We start from the raw sequence: 15,862 nt of genomic DNA, 5'->3' as shown, positions 1-15,862 counted from the left end.
GGACAAGAGACATGCTATTCGGACTGGACGGGGTCGAGATCGGCCTGATCATCGTCTTCATCACGCTCTTTTCGGCCATTCTCTCGGGCTTCCCGGTGGCCTTCGCGATCGGCGGGGCGGGGGTCATCTCCTTCGGGATCATCGCCGCGCTCGACAGCGCGGGGTTGTTGATCCACCAGGCGATCGACACCAACACGCAGGCCTTCGCGGATGTGGTCTCGACCGGGATAAACCCCGACGCCATATCGATATTCACCCATCCCGAGCTGCCACGATACGCCACCGGGGTCTTCCCCGACGGCTGGCAGACGGCGCTTGACCGCAACGTCTCCTTCATCGTCAACCGGATCAACGAGCGGGTGCTCGCCGGCCAGTCGATCGAGACGCTTCTGGCGGTGCTGATGTTCGTGCTGATGGGCATCGTGCTCGAGCGTTCGAAGATCGCCAACGACCTTCTGACCACCATGGCGCGGGTCTTCGGCCCGCTGCCGGGCGGCCTTGCCGTCTCCATCGTGGTCGTCGGCGCCTTCCTCGCGGCCTCGACCGGCATCGTCGGCGCGACCGTGGTGACCATGGGCCTCTTGGCCCTGCCGACCATGCTGCGCAACAACTACTCGCCCGAGCTGGCCACCGGCGTCATCGCCGCCTCGGGCACGCTGGGGCAGATCATCCCGCCCTCGATCGTGATCGTGCTTCTGGGCACCTTGGCGGGCGATCTCTATTCCGCCGCACAGGAATCCCGCGCCCAGCTCGCGGGCTGCACCGACGCGCTGACCTACCTGGGCGAACCGGCGGTGGTTTCGGTCGGCACGCTGTTCCAGGCGGCGCTTCTGCCGGGCATCCTGCTAGCGCTTCTTTATGCGGGCTATGCATTCGTCTACGCGCTCTTCAATCCCTCCAAGGCCCCGGCCGTGGAGCTGGCGGGCGCCACCGGCGAGGTCATCACCCGCGGCGAGAAGCTGACCTGGTTCCTCTTCGCGCCCATCGCGATCATCGTCGGCACGGTGCTCTTCGCCAATGTCGGCATCGTCGGCTCGCAGGACACCACGGTGAACAGCTTCACCACCAGCGGCGAGGCGGCCTCGCTGCGGACCAATGTCGACGCCCAGTGCCAGGCCTCGATGATCGAGCTGCACGGCCAGGAGGCCTGGGACCGCGCGGTCGAGGAACAGCGGGCCATCGACCAGGGCGATGGCGGCGTCGAAAGCACCCGCCTGAGCGACGAGCAGGTCGCCGAGGCCGAGATCCTCAAGGCCCAGAACGCGGCGCCGATCGGCACCGGCATGAGCATCCTGGCGATGATCTTCGGGCTGATGCTGGTGGTCGGCCGGGGCATCGCGCCCACCGACGAGCCGAAGCCGCTGATCGTGGGCACCGCCGGCGTGCTGCTGCTGCTGCTCTTGGACGTGGTGGTGATCGCGCCGACGACCTCGGCTTCGGCCACGCTCTTCTGGATGGTCGTGCCGGGGGCGATGATGCTCTACGGGGCGAAACACGCCGCCGCCCGCATGGGCCGGAACGAGCTGATCCGCGTGGTCTTCCCGCCGCTCGTGCTGATCGTGGCGGTGCTGGGTTCGATCCTCGGCGGCATCACCAACCCGACGCCCGCCGCGGCGCTGGGTGCGGCGGGGGCGATCATGCTGGCGGCCTACCGCAAGCTGCGCGAGCAGAACCGCGACCCCTGGGTCATCGTCTATGCGACGCTGGCGGTGATCGCGACGATCCTGATCGGCATCAACTTCGATCTCAGGATCAACACCGAGGTGGTCTCGGCGGGAAGCTGGTTCGGGTTCTTCCTGGCCTATGGCGCCTATGCCTTCGCCTTCTTCGGGCTGCTCTATGCCTGCTGGGTGCTCTTCACCTCCGGCGTTCTGACGCCCGCGGTGCGCGAGACGGCCAAGGTGACCTCGATGGTCTTCACCATCCTGATCGCCTCGCAGCTTCTGAACCTGGTGGTGATCTCCTTCGGGGGCGAACACTACATCCAGAAGTTCCTCCAGAGCTTCGACAACGAGTTCAAGGTCTTCCTGATCGTGATGCTCGTGCTCTTCGTGCTGGGCTTCGTGCTGGACTTCCTCGAGATCATCTACATCGTCGTGCCGATCGTCGGCCCGGTGATCTACGGGGGCTCCTTCGATCCGAAGTGGGTGACCATCATGATCGCGGTGAACCTGCAGACCTCCTTCCTGACGCCGCCCTTCGGCTTCGCGCTGTTCTACCTGCGCGGGGTGGCCCCGAAGGAGGTGACCACGGGGCACATCTACCGCGGGGTCGCCCCCTTCGTGCTGATCCAGGTGGTCGGGCTGGCGCTCCTGTGGTTCTTCCCGGGCATCGTGACCATCGTGCCGGACCTGATCCCGAACTGATCGGGTTTGGAGAGAGAGGTGAGGCGCCGCGGGGCAGGGGGTCCGCGGCGTCTTTTTTGTTTGAGGGGGCGGGGGTTGGGGGTTGGTCTCAGGTCTCAGGTCTCAGGTCTCAGGTCTCAGGTCTCTGGTCGCGCGAGCGCTGGTCGCTGGTTGCTGCTCGTTGGCCATTGCCCGGTCGTGACCCGTTGGTCACTGGTCGTTGGTTACTGGTTGCCGGTCACGGCGTGTTGGTCCTGCAAGCGCCGACGCGCGGGCGACGCCAACAGGCAAACAACTGCCCAACCCGGCGCAGCCGCCCAACTCCCCCCTCTCAACCCGCCCCACCGGAGGGCGCGCGCCGGAGCGGGGGCCGGCGCAGCCGAACTCTGTGCCAAGCGCTTTATCCCACCAAGGTCAGGGCTCGGGGATAGCTACGCCTGCCACCCCAAGGAGCGCCGGCCCATCGGGCCGGTCCGGCGCGCGCCCGGCACCTTCGGTGCTATTCGGGCGCAAGATGGCGCGGGGTGAGGCCGAACACCCGGGCACCGGCGGTCCATTCAGCGAAAACGGGGTGAGGTCGCGGCTCCCCAACGCATCAGCAAGCCTCAACAGAGGGCGCGCACCGGACCGGGGGGCGGCGCTGCCGACCTCTGAGCTATGCGCTTTATCCCAGCAAGGTCAGGGCTAGTGGATAGCTGAGCACGCCACCCCAAGGAGCGCCGGCCCATCGGGCCGGTCCGGCGCGCGCCCGGCATCTTCGATGCTATTCGGGCGCAAGTGGGCGCAGCTCACAAGCGTTGCGGAAAAAAGGCCAGGGCGTAGCCATCGCGCCCTCACCCCAGCCGCCCCTCTCACCCCACCGTATCCGGCAGCGAGATATTCGCCACCTGCTCGGCGATCGGGTCGGTATGCCCGGGGTCCATGTCGCGCGAGAAATCCTCGCTGCCGTCCAGCGCCACCCAGCCGCCGTCGCGGAAGACCTCGAGCCCCTTGAAATTGCGCTTGTAGCCCATCTTCGGGCTGCCCGGCACCCAGTAGCCCAGGTAGACGTAAGGCAGCTTCGCCTCCCGCGCGATCTCGATGTGATCGAGGATCATGTAGCCGCCCAGCGACTGCCGGGGCGTGTCGGGCTCGTAGAAGGAATAGACCATCGACAAGCCGTCATCGAGCACATCGGTCAGGCAGACCGCGGTCAGATGGTCGTCGGCGCCGTCGACATATTCGATCACCCGGCTGCGGATCGGGGTCTCCTCGATCATCGCGGCGAACTCGAAGATGTCCATGTCGGCCATGCCGCCATCGGCGTGGCGGGTGTCGAGATAGCGGCGGAAGAGCCCGTATTGCTCCTCGGTGGCCCAGGGGCTGGTCGCGCGGCGCAGCAGGTGGGCGTTGCGCTTCAGCGTGCGGCGCTGGCTTTTCGACGGGGCGAATTTCGACACGTCGATCCGCGCCGAAAGGCAGGCCGCGCATTCCGAGCACGACGGGCGATACAGCACGTTCTGCGAGCGCCGGAACCCCTGTTTCGACAGCGAGTCGTTCAGCCGCTCGGCCTGCGGCCCCTGCAGGGCGGTGAACAGCTTCCGTTCCATCCGCCCCTCGAGATAGGGGCAGGGCTGCGGCGCCGTCACGTAGAATTGCGGGGCAAGGGGCAGCGTGTGGCGCATGTTGTGAAAGGTTCCGTCCTGCTCAGCCTGTAATCCGGGAAGGTAGCAACGAAACAGGCGCGCGCCAAGGTCTGACGCGCGCCCGCAGAGGGCCCTTCAGTCCAGGCCCAAGCTCAGGCCCGGCGGTTGATCATCACCGTGCCCAGGACCAGGTCGGTCAGGCCCTGGCGGCGCTCGCTGGTGAGCATCAGCACGATCGAGCCGACCTGCACGATCGCGGTCGAGACCGAGAGCGCGTAGCCCAGCGTGTGGAAGAAGGCGAGCCCGGCGTCGAGCCGCTGGCCGTAGGCGTCGCGCAGCTCGATCGCCATGGCGCGCATGCCCCAGGTGGCCGAGCCGTTGGCGATGGTGATCCAGCGGTAGAGGAAGCTGACCATCAGCCAGACGAGCGGCAGGAAGAACAGCGCGATGCCCAGGGTGAAGACCACCGCCGGGATCACCAGGATCGCCACCAGGATCATGTCGATCACCCAGGCCAGAAGGCGCTTGGTGGTCACGCTGTCGTAGAACTCCGGCTGCGTCACCGGGTCGGGAAGATGGGAGGTTGCGGCGTGCATGGGTCTGTCTCTCGGTCGGTCACTGTCCGGGCGGGCGGGGTCACGGGGCCCATATGGGCCCCGCGGGCGGCATTGTCAGGAGGCGGTCTCGCCCTCGTCGTCGCGGGCGCGGGTGTCGCGCTCCTTCATGAACTCGTCGAACTCGGCCTTGTCGCGGGCCTCGCGCAGACGGCGCAGGAAGCTCTCGAACTCGGCCTGTTCATGCTCGAGCCGGCGGAGGGTCTCCTCCTTGTAGGCGTCGAAGGCGCTGTTGCCCGAGGGCTTCATGGCCGAGAAGGCGCGGCGCGAGGCCGAGGAACGGCGGGACGAACAGGAAAACATGCGTTTGCTCCAGATCATATAGGCGAGAAGCGCGAGCCCGAGGGGCCAGAAAAGGACGAAACCTGCGATCATGGCGACGATCCAGGCGCCTTTGCCCCTGGCGTCGAGCCAGGCTTCCGCGCGGCTCAGCCAGCCTGCGGTGGCGGGCAGGGTGCTTGATTGGGCGACGGTGCTCATTTGGGTCTCCTTGGGTTGCGGCGGTATCGCGGGGGCGTGATGTGAATGTCTTTCACATTACTTGAGATCGGAACGCGAGCCCGTGCTTTCAAGGGGCGATGTGAATGAGTTTTACATTTTTTCGACGCGGGCCGCACCCGGGGCCGGAAAACCCCGGAAAATAAACCCCGGAAAACCGCGCCTCGGGCCGCTCAGAGGGTGAAATCCGCCTCCTCGGCGCCGGTCAGTTCGGGCAGCCGGGCGCTTTCGATGCGCACCACGTGGCGCGGGGTGCCGGCGGCGGCCCATGCGGCCTCGAACTCCAGGAGCCGCGGATCGATCCAGGCCCGGATCGGGTTCAGATGCCCCACCGGGGCGACGCCGCCGATGGCAAAGCCGGTCTGCGCCCGGATCAGCGCCGCATCGGCCTTGCCCAGGGGTTCGCCCGCCAGGCCTGAGGCCTTCTCGGCGTCGACCCGGTTGCCGCCCGCGGTCAGGAAGAGCACCGCCGCGCCGCTCTCCTCGGCGCGGAAGATGATCGACTTGGCGATCTGGTCGATCTCGCAGCCCACCGAGGAGGCCGCCTCGGCCGCCGTCCGGGCCTGGCCGACCTCGCGAATTTCGGGCTCCAGTCCCGCCGCTTCCAAGGCCGCGCGCACGCGCTTGAGGCTCTTGCTCATCTGCCGATGCCCTCCCGTCCTGTCCGTCCCGATGGCTGGCGCGGACGAGACAGGATCGGCGCGGGATGTGCAAGCCGGGGGCGCTTCGGGCCATTGCGCTCGGGCCGCTGTCGTGACCAGATCGGCCCATGTCCTTCGATGCCCGCATGACCCGCTGCCCCCGACCTTATGATCCCGAACAGGGCGCCGAGGCGCGCGCCGCCGCGCCCTGGGCCGCGGGCGGCATGGGTGATCTGATCGCCGGGGCGGGCGGCACCGCGCCTTACCTTGGCACGCTGATCCAGCGCGAGGGCGCCTGGCTCGAAGGCGCGGCCGAAGACCCCGAGGCGGCGATCGAGACGCTGTTTGAGGCGCTGCGCGCCGGGCCCGTCGAGAGCCGCCCGAGCGATCTGCGCGAGGCCAAGCGGCGGGTGGCATTGCTGACCGCGCTGGCCGACCTCGGCGGGGTCTGGCCGCTCGAGACGGTGACCGCGACGCTGACGCGCTTTGCCGATCTCTCGGTGCAGCTCGCGCTCGAGGCCACGGTCGGCGCCGAAATCCGGCGCGGCAAGTTGCCCGGCGCGACCGAGGAGGACATCCCCGAGGCCGGCGGCATGGTGGCGCTGGCCATGGGCAAGATGGGCGCGCATGAGCTGAACTATTCCTCGGACATCGACCTGATCTGCCTTTTCGACGAGACCCGCTTTGCGCCCGAGGATTTCCACGAGGCGCGGGCCAGCCTGGTGCGGGCGACGCGGAAGATGTGCCAGATGCTCTCGGATCTGACCGGCGAGGGCTACGTCTTCCGCACCGACCTGCGGCTCCGGCCCGACCCGGCGGTGACGCCGGTCTGCATGGCCATGGAGGCGGCGGAACATTACTACGAGAGCCTCGGCCGAACCTGGGAACGCGCGGCCTATATCAAGGCCCGGCCCGCGGCGGGCGACCTCAAGGCGGGCGCGACATTCCTCGAGACGCTGCGCCCCTTCGTCTGGCGGCGGCACCTCGATTTCGCGGCGATCCAGGACGCCCACGACATGCGGCTGAGGATCCGCAAGCACAAGGGGCAGGGCAAGCGCATCGCGCTCGAGGGCCACGACATGAAGCTGGGCCGCGGCGGCATCCGCGAGATCGAGTTCTTCACCCAGACCCAGCAGATCATCGCCGGGGGCCGCGACCCGGACCTTCGGGTGCAGGGCACCGTCGCGGGCATGGCACGGCTCGCCGAGAAGGGCTGGATCCCCGCGGCCAGCGCCGAGACGCTCACCGGCCATTACCGCGCGCATCGCGAGATCGAGCACCGGGTGCAGATGATGAACGACGCGCAGACCCATCTCCTGCCGACGAACGACGAGGGCTTCGGGCGGCTTGCGGCGCTTTGTGACAAGGATGTCAGTGAGTTGCGGGGCGATATTCGTGCGCGACTCGAAGAGACCCACGCCACGACCGAGGGCTTCTTCGCCCCCGATGCGCCCAGCGAAGGCGTGGTGGAGCCGGACTTCGGCGCGGGCATTACCGAGCGCTGGCCGAGCTATCCGGCGCTGCGCTCCTCGCGCGCGGTGGCGATCTTCAACCGGCTGAAGCCGGACATCCTCGCCCGCCTGCAATGCGCCGCGCGGCCCGAAGAGGCGCTGGCGGCCTTCGACGGCTTTCTCGAGGGGCTTCCGGCGGGCGTGCAGCTTTTCTCGCTCTTCGAGGCCAACCCCCAGCTCATCGACCTCCTGGTCGATATTGTCGCGACTTCCCCGGACCTTGCGCGGTATCTTTCACGTAACGCTGGAGTTTTCGACGCGGTGATCGGCGGGGATTTCTTCGCCGATTGGCCGGGGCTCGAGGCGCTGAAAGCCTCGCTGCAGGAGACGCTGGAGCGCGAGGGCGACTACGAGCGGCGGCTCGATGCGGCGCGGCGCTGGGGCAAGGAATGGCACTTCCGCACCGGCGTGCATCTGTTGCGGGGCCTCGCCACCGCCGAGGAGGCCGCCGCGCAATACGCCGAGATCGCCGAGGCCTCGCTCTCGGGGCTCATGCCCTATGTGGTCGAGGATTTCGCCCGGCGCTACGGCCAGCCGCCGGGCAAGGGCGCGGTGGTCCTGGGCATGGGCTCGCTCGGTGCCGGGCGGCTGCACGCACGCTCGGACCTCGATGTGATCGTCATCTACGACCCCGATGGTGTCGAGGCCTCGGACGGCAAAAAGGCCCTGTCCTCAAGGGCCTATTACGCGCGGCTCACCCAGGCGCTGGTGGCTGCCGTGACCGCGCCCATGGCCGAGGGGCGGCTTTACGAGATGGACATGCGGCTGCGCCCCTCGGGCAACCAGGGGCCGGTCGCGACCTCGCTGGCCTCCTTCCGCAGCTACCAGACCGAGGAGGCCTGGACCTGGGAACACCTGGCGCTGACCCGCGCCCGCCCGGTCGCGGGCGAGCCGGCGCTGGCCCAAGAGGTCTCGGAGTTCCGCCAGGCGCTCCTGGCCGAGCCGCGCGACCGCGCCAAGGTGCTGGGCGAGCTGGCCGAGATGCGCAGCCGCATCGCCGCGGCCAAGGGCACCGGCGCCACCTGGGACGTGAAGATCGGCCGCGGCCGGATGCAGGAGATCGAGCTTCTGGCCCAGGCCGCGGCGCTTCTGTCGGAACACACGCCCGAGCGCATCGACGCGGCCCTCTCGGAGGCCGAGCGCATCGGCATGATCGCCCCGGGCGAGGGCGACACCCTTTGCGCGGCCTATGACCTCTTCTGGGCGCTGCAGATCGGCGGGCGGCTGGTCTCGGACGGGGCCTTCGACCCCGAGGAGGCGGGCGGCGGCGCACGGGCCTTGCTGTCGCGGCTGACCGGCGCCGAGGACATGGCCGCGCTCGGCGCGCTTCTGGAAGAGAAAGGTGCCGAGGCCGGGGCGATCATCGACCGGGCGCTCGGACAGGAGGAGGGCGCATGAGCCAGGAGATGGACCCCAAGGGCCTCATCCGCGAGGCCTACCGCATCGAGGGCATCACGCTCGAGGATTGCCGGACGATCTTCCTCGACTGGGCGCTCGGCCTGCCGCTCGAGGCCGACAACGGCGCCGCCATCCGCGCCATGCTGGAGCGCTACGGCGACCCGGAACACCCGATGACGCAGGTCCTGCGGGAAGGGCTCAGCGGGCTGCAGAGCCCCCGCCGCCGGGGCGGCTGGCGGGGGCGCAGCCGCTCACGGCATTAGCGCGCCAGCGCCGCCGCCTCGCGGGCCAATTCGGTGATCCCGGCCCAGTCGCCGGCTTCCATCTTGTCCTTGGGCGCCACCCAGGAGCCGCCGACGCAGAGCGTGTTCGACAGGCCCAGGTAGTCCGGCGCATTGGCCAGCGAGACGCCGCCCGTGGGGCAGAACCGCACCTGCGGCAGGGGCGCGCCGATGGCCTTCAGCGCCTTGGCGCCGCCGTTGGCCTCGGCGGGGAAGAACTTCTGCACGGTGTAGCCGCGTTCGAGAAGCCGCATGACCTCGGTCGAGGTGGCCGCGCCGGGCAGCAGCGGCAGGTCGCGCGCCTCGCAGGCGTCGAGGATCGCCTCGGTCGCGCCGGGCGAGACGCCAAAGCGCGCCCCGGCGGTCACCGCGGCCTCCACGTCGGTCGGCGACAGGAGCGTGCCGGCGCCCACCACGCCGCCTTCGACCTGGGCCATCTCGGTGATCGCCTCGAGCGCCACGGGCGTGCGCAGCGTCACCTCGAGGACCGGCAGGCCGCCGGCGACCAGCGCCTCGGCCAGGGGCTTGGCATGGGCCAGGTCGTCGATCACCAGGACCGGGATGACGGGGGCCAGGCGGCAGAGGTCTTCGGAGGCGGCGCTGGCATCGGCGGGTGTGATCATGGGTCAGTCGCTTTTCTGGGTATCGTCAGGATAGAGGGCGGGGGGCGGCGTGGGTCAGACCACCACAGCCGCGCCGTTCGAGGAAAGCCCGCAGTTCTCGCGGAAGGCGGCGAAGAGCTCGCGCCCGACGCCATGGCCGTTGTCGGAGAGGTCCGGCGTCGCGGCCTCGCGGCTGTCGAAATCGGGCGCCAGGCAGGTGATCTCGCCGTTGGTGGCATCGACGCGGATCATATCGCCGTCGCGCACCCGCGCCAGGGGGCCGCCCTTGGCCGCCTCGGGGGCGATATGGATGCAGGAGGGCACCTTGCCCGAGGCGCCGGACATGCGCCCGTCGGTGACTAGCGCCACCTTGAGCCCGCGGTCCTGCAGGACCGCCAGCGTCGGCGTCAGCGAATGCAGCTCGGGCATGCCGTTGGCCGAGGGCCCTTGGAAGCGCACCACGACGATCGTGTCCTCGGTGAACTCGCCGGCCTTGAAGGCGTCCTTCACCTGCTGCTGGTCCTGGAAGACCCGGGCCTTGGCCTCGATCACGTGGCGCGAGGGATCGACCGCCGAGGTCTTCATCATGCCGTGGCCGAGGTTGCCGCGCAGCTGCTGCAGCCCGCCGGTCTTCTGGAAGGGATCGGTGGCGGGACGCAGGATCTTGTCGTTCTGCGTCGTCCCGGCGCCGGGGGCATAGACCACGCGGCCCTCTTCGAGCTTCGGCTCCTGGGTGTAGAGCGACAGCCCGTCGCCCGCGACGGTCTTCACCTCGTCGTGCAGGAGCCCGGCCGAGAGCAGCTCTCCGATCATGTAGGACAGCCCGCCCGCAGCGTGGAAGTGGTTCACGTCCGCCAGGCCGTTCGGATAGACCTTGGCCATGAGCGGCACGACGTTGGAGATCTCGTCGAAATCGTCGAGCTCGAGCTCGATCCCCGCCGCGCGGGCCATGGCGGGCAGGTGCAGCACCAGGTTGGTCGAACCGCCGGTGGCCATCAGCCCGACGATGCCGTTCACGAAGGCCTTGGCGTCCAGCACGTCGCAGACCGGGCGGTAGTCGTTGCCGAGCGCGGTGATCTCGGCGGCGCGTTCGGTGCCCGCCACGGTCAGCGCCTCGCGGAGCGGCGTGCCCGGGTTCACGAAGGAGGCGCCGGGCAGGTGCAGGCCCATGAACTCCATCAGCATCTGGTTGGAGTTCGCGGTGCCGTAGAAGGTGCAGGTGCCGGGCCCATGATACGAGGCCATCTCGGCCTCCATCAGCTTGTCGCGGCCCACTTCGCCCGCGGCGAACTGCTGGCGGACCTTGGCCTTCTCGTCGTTGGGCAGACCCGAGGTCATCGGCCCGGCGGGCAGGAAGATGCCCGGGATATAGCCGAAGGTGGCCGCCGCCATGACGAGGCCCGGCACGATCTTGTCGCAGACCCCGAGGTAAAGCGCGCTGTCGAAGGTGTTGTGCGACAGCGCCACGCCCGCGGCCAGCGCGATCACGTCGCGGGAAAAGAGCGACAGCTCCATGCCGACCTGGCCCTGGGTGACGCCGTCGCACATCGCGGGCACGCCGCCGGCGACCTGGGCGGTGGCGCCGGCCTCGCGGGCGGCGGCGCGGATCACGTCGGGGAAGCGCTCGAAGGGCTGATGCGCCGAGAGCATGTCGTTGTAGGCGGTCACGATGCCGATGTTGGGGCTGCGGCCGCCCGCCAGCGCGTCCTTGTCGCCGGCCATGGCGGCATAGGCATGGGCCTGGTTGCCGCAGGACAGATGCGCCCGGCGCGGGCCTTCCTCGGCGGCGCGGCGCATGCGGTCGAGATAGGTGGCGCGGCGCGTCTCGGAGCGTTCCTCGATGCGGTCGGTGACCTTGGCGATGGTGGCGTTGAGAGCCATGGCGCGTCCTTTCCCGTCGTCTCTGGGAGCTGTGATCCTTGCCGGTGACATAGCGCGGTTAGCGCTAACGGTAAAGCCCTGTTCGGTGGCCGCATCGGGGCGCGTGCGCCCCCTGTGGCGGGCATGTCCGCGGGAGCGCGCGCGGGGCCGGGCAGGGCGCCCCGGGGGGACCCGCGTGGGGGCCGGTGTGCACCTCTTTTCCCGGGCTTTCCGCGGCGCGCGGAAGCCAGTATGAGGGCGCCATGACATCGCCTTCCTCCGACATGCCGACCCTGCGCATGAAGCCCAAATCCAACGCCCGCGCGATCCGCCGGGGGTTCCCTTGGGTGTTTTCCAACGAGCTTGTCCTCGACCGCCGCGCCAAGGCGCTGGCCCCGGGCACCATCGCCCGGCTCGAGGATGCCGACCGCAAGCCCATGGGCCTCGTCGGCGTCACGCCCGCCTCCAAGATCGCCGCGCGGATGCTCGACCGCGACGCCGAGGCCGAGATCGGTCCCGACTGGCTGCGCGCGCGGCTGTCGCGGGCGCTGGCGCACCGCGAGACGCTTTATGACGCGCCCTATTACCGGCTGGTCCATGCCGAGGCCGACGGGCTGCCGGGCGTGATCATCGACCGTTTCGGCGACCTCGCGGTGCTGCAGCCCAACGCCGCCTGGGCTGACCGGCTCTGCGACGAGATCGCCGCGGCGCTACGCGAGGTGGCGGGTGTCACCACGGTCCTGAAGAACGCCGGTGGGCGCGGACGGCAGCTCGAGGGGCTGGACGACGAGGACCGCGTGCTCTCTGGCGCGGCGCCCGAGGCGCCGCTCACGGTCGAGATGAATGGTGCTACCTACCTTGCCGATGTGACCGGCGGGCAGAAGACCGGGCTGTTCTTCGACCAGCGCCCGAACCACGCCTTTGCCCAGCGGCTCGCCAAGGGTGCGCGGGTGCTCGACGTCTTCAGCCATGTCGGCGGCTTCGGGCTGGCGGCGCTGGCGGGCGGGGCGCAATCGGCGTTGGCGGTCGACGGCTCGGCCCCGGCGCTGGAGCTCGCGACACGCGGGGCCGAGGCCATGGGCGCCGAGGCGCGCTTTGCCACCCGCGCGGGCGATGCCTTCGAGGTGCTGACCGCGCTCGGAGAGGAACAGGCGCGCTTCGAGCTGGTGATCTGCGATCCCCCGGCCTTCGCGCCTGCAAAACCCGCGCTCGAAGCGGGACTGCGCGCCTATGAGCGCGTCGCGCGGCTTTCCGCGCCCCTGGTGGCCGAGGGCGGCTACCTGGTCCTCTGCTCCTGCTCACATGCGGCGGATCTGAGCGCCTTCCAGGGCGCCTGTCTGCGCGGCATCGGGCGCGCCGGGCGTCGCGCGCAGCTCATCCACACCGGCGGCGCCGGGCCGGACCATCCGCTCTTGCCGCAACTGGCCGAGAGCGGCTACCTCAAGGCGCTGTTCTTCCGGCTGTGAAGGTCCTGATCGACACCAATGTCCTCTATCCCACGGTGCTGCGCGAGGTGGTGCTGGGGGTGGCGGGGACCGGCGCCTTCCGGCCGCTCTGGTCGGCGCGCATCCTCGAGGAATGGGCCCGGGCGGCGCGCAAGCTCGGCCCCGACGGCGAGGCCCAGGCCCGGGCCGAGATCGCCGCGCTCTCCGCCGATTGGCCGGGCCGCGAGGTTGCCGTGCCCGAGGCGCTGGCCGCGCGGCTCTGGCTGCCGGACCCGGCGGATGTGCATGTGCTGGCCGCCGCCATCGCGGGCTCGGCGGATGTGATCCTGACCCACAACGCCAAGGATTTCCCGCGCGGCACCCTGGCCGAGGAGGGCCTGTCGCGCGCCGATCCCGACAGCTTCCTGCTGGGCCATTTCAAGGCCGACCCCGAGGCCGTCGCCCGCGCCGCGGAGGCGGTCCTGGCCGAGGCCCGGCGGCTTTCCGATCCCGGCTGGCAGATGCGCCCGCTCCTGAAGAAGGCCGGGCTGCCGCGGCTCGGCAAGGCGCTTGCCGCGCATCTCGGCGACGGCTGAGCCTTGAACCCCGGGGGGCACGCTGCTAGCTGCCTGCGGGTCCGAGGCTTTTCATCGGTCTTTCAGGAGGCTCCGGCGGTGAGCGACGCGCCCAGGCTCGAGATCCGCAATCTGACCCGCCGCTTCGAGGGGAAGACGGTGGTCGACGACGTCTCGCTGCGCATCGCGCCGGGCGAGGTGACCTGCCTGCTCGGCCCTTCGGGCTGCGGCAAGTCGACGACGTTGCGGATCATCGCCGGCGTCGACATGCAGGATTCGGGCGAGATCTACGTCGACGGGCAGCTCATCTGCGACACGATCTACCGGCTGCCGCCCGAGCGGCGCTCGATCGGGCTGATGTTCCAGGACTTCGCGCTCTTTCCGCATCTCTCGGTGGCGCAGAACGTGGCCTTCGGGCTGAGCGGCTCGCGCGAGGCCAACCGCGCCCGCGTCGAGCAGCTGCTCGACCGGGTGGGGCTGCTGCATTACCTCGAGGCCTTCCCGCACGAGCTTTCGGGCGGCGAACAGCAGCGCGTGGCGCTGGCCCGGGCGCTGGCGCCGCGGCCGCGGGTGATGCTCATGGACGAGCCTTTCTCGGGGCTCGACAACCGCCTGCGCGACGGCATCCGCGACGAGACCCTGGCGCTTCTGAAGGAAGAGGGCACCAGCGTGCTCCTGGTCACCCACGAGCCCGAAGAGGCCATGCGCATGGCCGACGAGATCGCGCTGATGCGCGCGGGCCGGATCGTGCAGCAGGGCGCGCCCTACAACATCTACAACGCCCCCGCCGACAAGGCCGCCGTGGCCTTCTTCTCGGACATCAACGTGCTCTCCGGCACGGTGCAGGGGGCGCTGACCGACACGCCCTTCGGGCAGTTCCTGGCCCCCGGCGTGCCCGATGGCGGCCGGGTGGAGATCGTCTTCCGCCCGCAGCATGTGGCCATCGACTTCGACCGCCAGGGCCGGGGGCCGAACCCGACCTCGATGCAGGGCACGCCGGCGCGCGGGCTGGTGGAACGGGCGCGCTTCATGGGCTCGGAGAGCCTCGTGGAGTTCCGCATGGACCACGACAAGGAGGTGCTGCGCGCCACGGTGCCCAATGTCTTCCTGCCGAAGCCCGGCACGCCGATGTGGCTCTCGGTGCGGCGCGACCGCTGCTTCGTCTTTCCCGCTCAGGACGGATGAATGAGACCGCTAAGCGGGGCGGTTGACGCCAAGTCAGCATATTTTTCTCATCTTTTTTAGAAACTTGCAGGGCAGGTTGTCCGTGGCTACGCGCGGGACGTCCGGTGGGCCCCTATGGGGATGGTTATCTGTGCTTCGTTTGGCGAGTGTCCGCCGGACGTTCCACGGTCTTGGCCCGGCGCCGCGCGGGGCCGGTCAGCCGGTGCCGTGGGCGCGGAAATCCTCGAGCCGCTTGCCCGGCTCGTCGACGAAAAGCCCCGCGATCGGGGTCAGCGTCGCCACCCGGTCGATGCGGAAGGTATCGAAGGCCTCGGCGCCCTCGTCCCAGACCACCGCCGTCCAGATCCGCCCCCAGTAATCAAGGTGCAGCGGCCGCACGTCGCGCCGCCGGGGATCGTCGCTCAGGGTGATGCGCAGCTTCTGCCGCGCGCGGATCGCCTTGCGGAAGGCCGGCATGTGCCGGAAGCCTGCGGCGGCCTCGGCAAAAGGGTAGGTGGCGAAGCCGAAGCGTTGCGCGGCCATGCCGGTGTCCTCGGGCAGCACCGCCTCGATCTTGCGCGAGAGCCCCTGCGCGGCCTCGGAGATCTCATCCATCTCGGCAGCGCCCACGGCGGCGAGCCCGAGGTGCAGCGCCTCCATCTCCGCATCGGTGAGGTTCAGAGGCGGCAGGGTGGTCATGGCCCGGGCGGCATAGCCGCGCCCGCGCTCGCCCTCGACCGGCACGCCCGAGGCGGCCAGCGTCTCCATGTCGCGATAGACCGTGCGCAAGGACACGCCCAGCTCGCGGGCGAGGTCCTCGGCGCGGTGCAGCCGCCCGTCCTTCAGGCGGGTCATCAGGGCATAGAGTCGGTCGGCGCGGGGCATGGTGATTCCGGGGCTTTGACGGCAGGTTTTGCCAAAAAACTGACAACTGACAGATTAATGACAAAGAAAGCGACAAATCCACCCCCTCGGGCGGGTGATTTCCCCGCATTGGCGCTTTCGTGAGGGCCCGCGAGACGTTATTCCGGGGGCCGGTATTCTGACCGGGGACGGGCTGCGACGGAGCCCGCGCCGGACCTTTGGGAGACGTGAACCATGCTCAACAACATCGGCCTGCCGGGCCTCCTGCTGATCGCCGTCGTCGTGCTCGTCCTGTTCGGGCGCGGCAAGATCTCGAGCCTGATGGGCGAGGTCGGCAAGGGCATCACCGCCTTCAAGAAAGGCGTGAAGGACGGCTCTGAAGAACTCGAGAAGGACGACGAGGCCGAGGGCGCGCGCGACGTGACGCCCGAGGAAGAGAAAGACAAAGCCTGAGGCGCCC

14 protein-coding genes are annotated in these 15,862 nt (G+C 69.4%); 7 read left to right on the top strand and 7 right to left on the bottom strand.

Annotated elements, in window-relative coordinates; translation table 11 throughout:
- Positions 1-11: 11 nt before the first annotated feature.
- Complete coding sequence (locus tag ACX938_RS04995) at positions 12-2,366, top strand: TRAP transporter large permease (protein ID WP_459430206.1); 2,355 nt, start codon at positions 12-14, stop codon at positions 2,364-2,366.
- 830 nt (positions 2,367-3,196) lie between these two features.
- Here ACX938_RS04995 and ACX938_RS04990 read toward each other — a convergent pair.
- The 4 genes from ACX938_RS04990 to ACX938_RS04975 all read right to left on the bottom strand — a co-directional run bounded on the left by ACX938_RS04990 (position 3,197) and on the right by ACX938_RS04975 (position 5,723).
- Entirely contained in the window at positions 3,197-4,009 is an 813-nt protein-coding gene (locus ACX938_RS04990) for an arginyltransferase (RefSeq protein ID WP_459430205.1), read from the bottom strand.
- A 113-nt stretch (positions 4,010-4,122) separates the two neighbouring features.
- Positions 4,123-4,566: an RDD family protein gene (locus ACX938_RS04985; RefSeq protein WP_459430204.1), complete on the bottom strand. Its 444-nt coding sequence runs from the start codon at positions 4,564-4,566 to the stop codon at positions 4,123-4,125.
- A gap of 75 nt (positions 4,567-4,641) precedes the next feature.
- Entirely contained in the window at positions 4,642-5,064 is a 423-nt protein-coding gene (locus tag ACX938_RS04980; RefSeq protein ID WP_232752643.1) for a DUF2852 domain-containing protein, read from the bottom strand.
- Positions 5,065-5,255: 191 nt separating this feature from the next.
- Positions 5,256-5,723, bottom strand: a complete 468-nt coding sequence (locus ACX938_RS04975; RefSeq protein ID WP_232752644.1) for a YbaK/EbsC family protein — start codon at positions 5,721-5,723, stop codon at positions 5,256-5,258.
- 128 nt (positions 5,724-5,851) lie between these two features.
- Here ACX938_RS04975 and ACX938_RS04970 point away from each other — a divergent pair, with 128 nt between their 5' ends.
- Both ACX938_RS04970 and ACX938_RS04965 read left to right on the top strand, forming a co-directional pair.
- Positions 5,852-8,632: a [protein-PII] uridylyltransferase family protein gene (locus ACX938_RS04970; RefSeq protein WP_459430203.1), complete on the top strand. Its 2,781-nt coding sequence runs from the start codon at positions 5,852-5,854 to the stop codon at positions 8,630-8,632.
- Positions 8,629-8,895 (top strand): hypothetical protein, encoded by a 267-nt coding sequence (locus ACX938_RS04965; RefSeq protein ID WP_232752646.1) that lies wholly within the window; start codon positions 8,629-8,631, stop codon positions 8,893-8,895. Before ACX938_RS04970 ends, ACX938_RS04965 begins: the two co-directional genes overlap by 4 nt.
- Here the strand turns inward: ACX938_RS04965 and eda are convergent.
- Both eda and edd read right to left on the bottom strand, forming a co-directional pair.
- Entirely contained in the window at positions 8,892-9,533 is a 642-nt protein-coding gene (gene eda / locus ACX938_RS04960) for a bifunctional 4-hydroxy-2-oxoglutarate aldolase/2-dehydro-3-deoxy-phosphogluconate aldolase (RefSeq protein WP_370634883.1), read from the bottom strand. The genes ACX938_RS04965 and eda overlap by 4 nt on opposite strands.
- 57 nt (positions 9,534-9,590) lie before the next feature.
- On the bottom strand, positions 9,591-11,396 hold the full coding sequence (gene edd, locus ACX938_RS04955; RefSeq protein WP_459430202.1) for a phosphogluconate dehydratase: 1,806 nt from the start codon (positions 11,394-11,396) through the stop codon (positions 9,591-9,593).
- A gap of 242 nt (positions 11,397-11,638) precedes the next feature.
- Here edd and ACX938_RS04950 point away from each other — a divergent pair, with 242 nt between their 5' ends.
- From ACX938_RS04950 to ACX938_RS04940, 3 genes are all read left to right on the top strand, one after another.
- Positions 11,639-12,841: an RSP_2647 family RNA methyltransferase gene (locus ACX938_RS04950; protein ID WP_459430201.1), complete on the top strand. Its 1,203-nt coding sequence runs from the start codon at positions 11,639-11,641 to the stop codon at positions 12,839-12,841.
- Positions 12,838-13,395 (top strand): RSP_2648 family PIN domain-containing protein, encoded by a 558-nt coding sequence (locus ACX938_RS04945; RefSeq protein ID WP_459430200.1) that lies wholly within the window; start codon positions 12,838-12,840, stop codon positions 13,393-13,395. The genes ACX938_RS04950 and ACX938_RS04945 overlap by 4 nt, the downstream gene beginning before the upstream one ends.
- Positions 13,396-13,473: 78 nt before the next feature.
- Complete coding sequence (locus tag ACX938_RS04940) at positions 13,474-14,559, top strand: ABC transporter ATP-binding protein (protein WP_232752651.1); 1,086 nt, start codon at positions 13,474-13,476, stop codon at positions 14,557-14,559.
- A gap of 195 nt (positions 14,560-14,754) precedes the next feature.
- Here ACX938_RS04940 and ACX938_RS04935 read toward each other — a convergent pair whose 3' ends face one another.
- On the bottom strand, positions 14,755-15,423 hold the full coding sequence (locus ACX938_RS04935) for a helix-turn-helix transcriptional regulator (protein WP_459430199.1): 669 nt from the start codon (positions 15,421-15,423) through the stop codon (positions 14,755-14,757).
- Between the two features lie 213 nt (positions 15,424-15,636).
- Here ACX938_RS04935 and ACX938_RS04930 point away from each other — a divergent pair, with 213 nt between their 5' ends.
- Positions 15,637-15,855, top strand: coding sequence for a twin-arginine translocase TatA/TatE family subunit (locus ACX938_RS04930; RefSeq protein ID WP_232752653.1), 219 nt, complete (start codon positions 15,637-15,639; stop codon positions 15,853-15,855).
- The last annotated feature ends 7 nt before the right edge of the window (positions 15,856-15,862 follow it).

The sequence above is a fragment of the Roseivivax sp. genome (assembly GCF_054552075.1).
Note: the sequence above shows the minus strand (reverse complement) of the source record. Positions and strands in the feature narration are given on the sequence as shown.

What these genes read in the sequence shown, in the direction of transcription:
- ACX938_RS04995 (WP_459430206.1), top strand. Translation starts at nt 12, where the DNA reads ATGCTATTCGGACTGGACGGGGTCGAGATCGGCCTGATCATCGTCTTC.
- ACX938_RS04990 (WP_459430205.1), bottom strand. Translation starts at nt 4,009, where the DNA reads ATGCGCCACACGCTGCCCCTTGCCCCGCAATTCTACGTGACGGCGCCG.
- ACX938_RS04985 (WP_459430204.1), bottom strand. Translation starts at nt 4,566, where the DNA reads ATGCACGCCGCAACCTCCCATCTTCCCGACCCGGTGACGCAGCCGGAG.
- ACX938_RS04980 (WP_232752643.1), bottom strand. Translation starts at nt 5,064, where the DNA reads ATGAGCACCGTCGCCCAATCAAGCACCCTGCCCGCCACCGCAGGCTGG.
- ACX938_RS04975 (WP_232752644.1), bottom strand. Translation starts at nt 5,723, where the DNA reads ATGAGCAAGAGCCTCAAGCGCGTGCGCGCGGCCTTGGAAGCGGCGGGA.
- ACX938_RS04970 (WP_459430203.1), top strand. Translation starts at nt 5,852, where the DNA reads ATGTCCTTCGATGCCCGCATGACCCGCTGCCCCCGACCTTATGATCCC.
- ACX938_RS04965 (WP_232752646.1), top strand. Translation starts at nt 8,629, where the DNA reads ATGAGCCAGGAGATGGACCCCAAGGGCCTCATCCGCGAGGCCTACCGC.
- edd (WP_459430202.1), bottom strand. Translation starts at nt 11,396, where the DNA reads ATGGCTCTCAACGCCACCATCGCCAAGGTCACCGACCGCATCGAGGAA.
- ACX938_RS04950 (WP_459430201.1), top strand. Translation starts at nt 11,639, where the DNA reads ATGACATCGCCTTCCTCCGACATGCCGACCCTGCGCATGAAGCCCAAA.
- ACX938_RS04935 (WP_459430199.1), bottom strand. Translation starts at nt 15,423, where the DNA reads ATGCCCCGCGCCGACCGACTCTATGCCCTGATGACCCGCCTGAAGGAC.
- ACX938_RS04930 (WP_232752653.1), top strand. Translation starts at nt 15,637, where the DNA reads ATGCTCAACAACATCGGCCTGCCGGGCCTCCTGCTGATCGCCGTCGTC.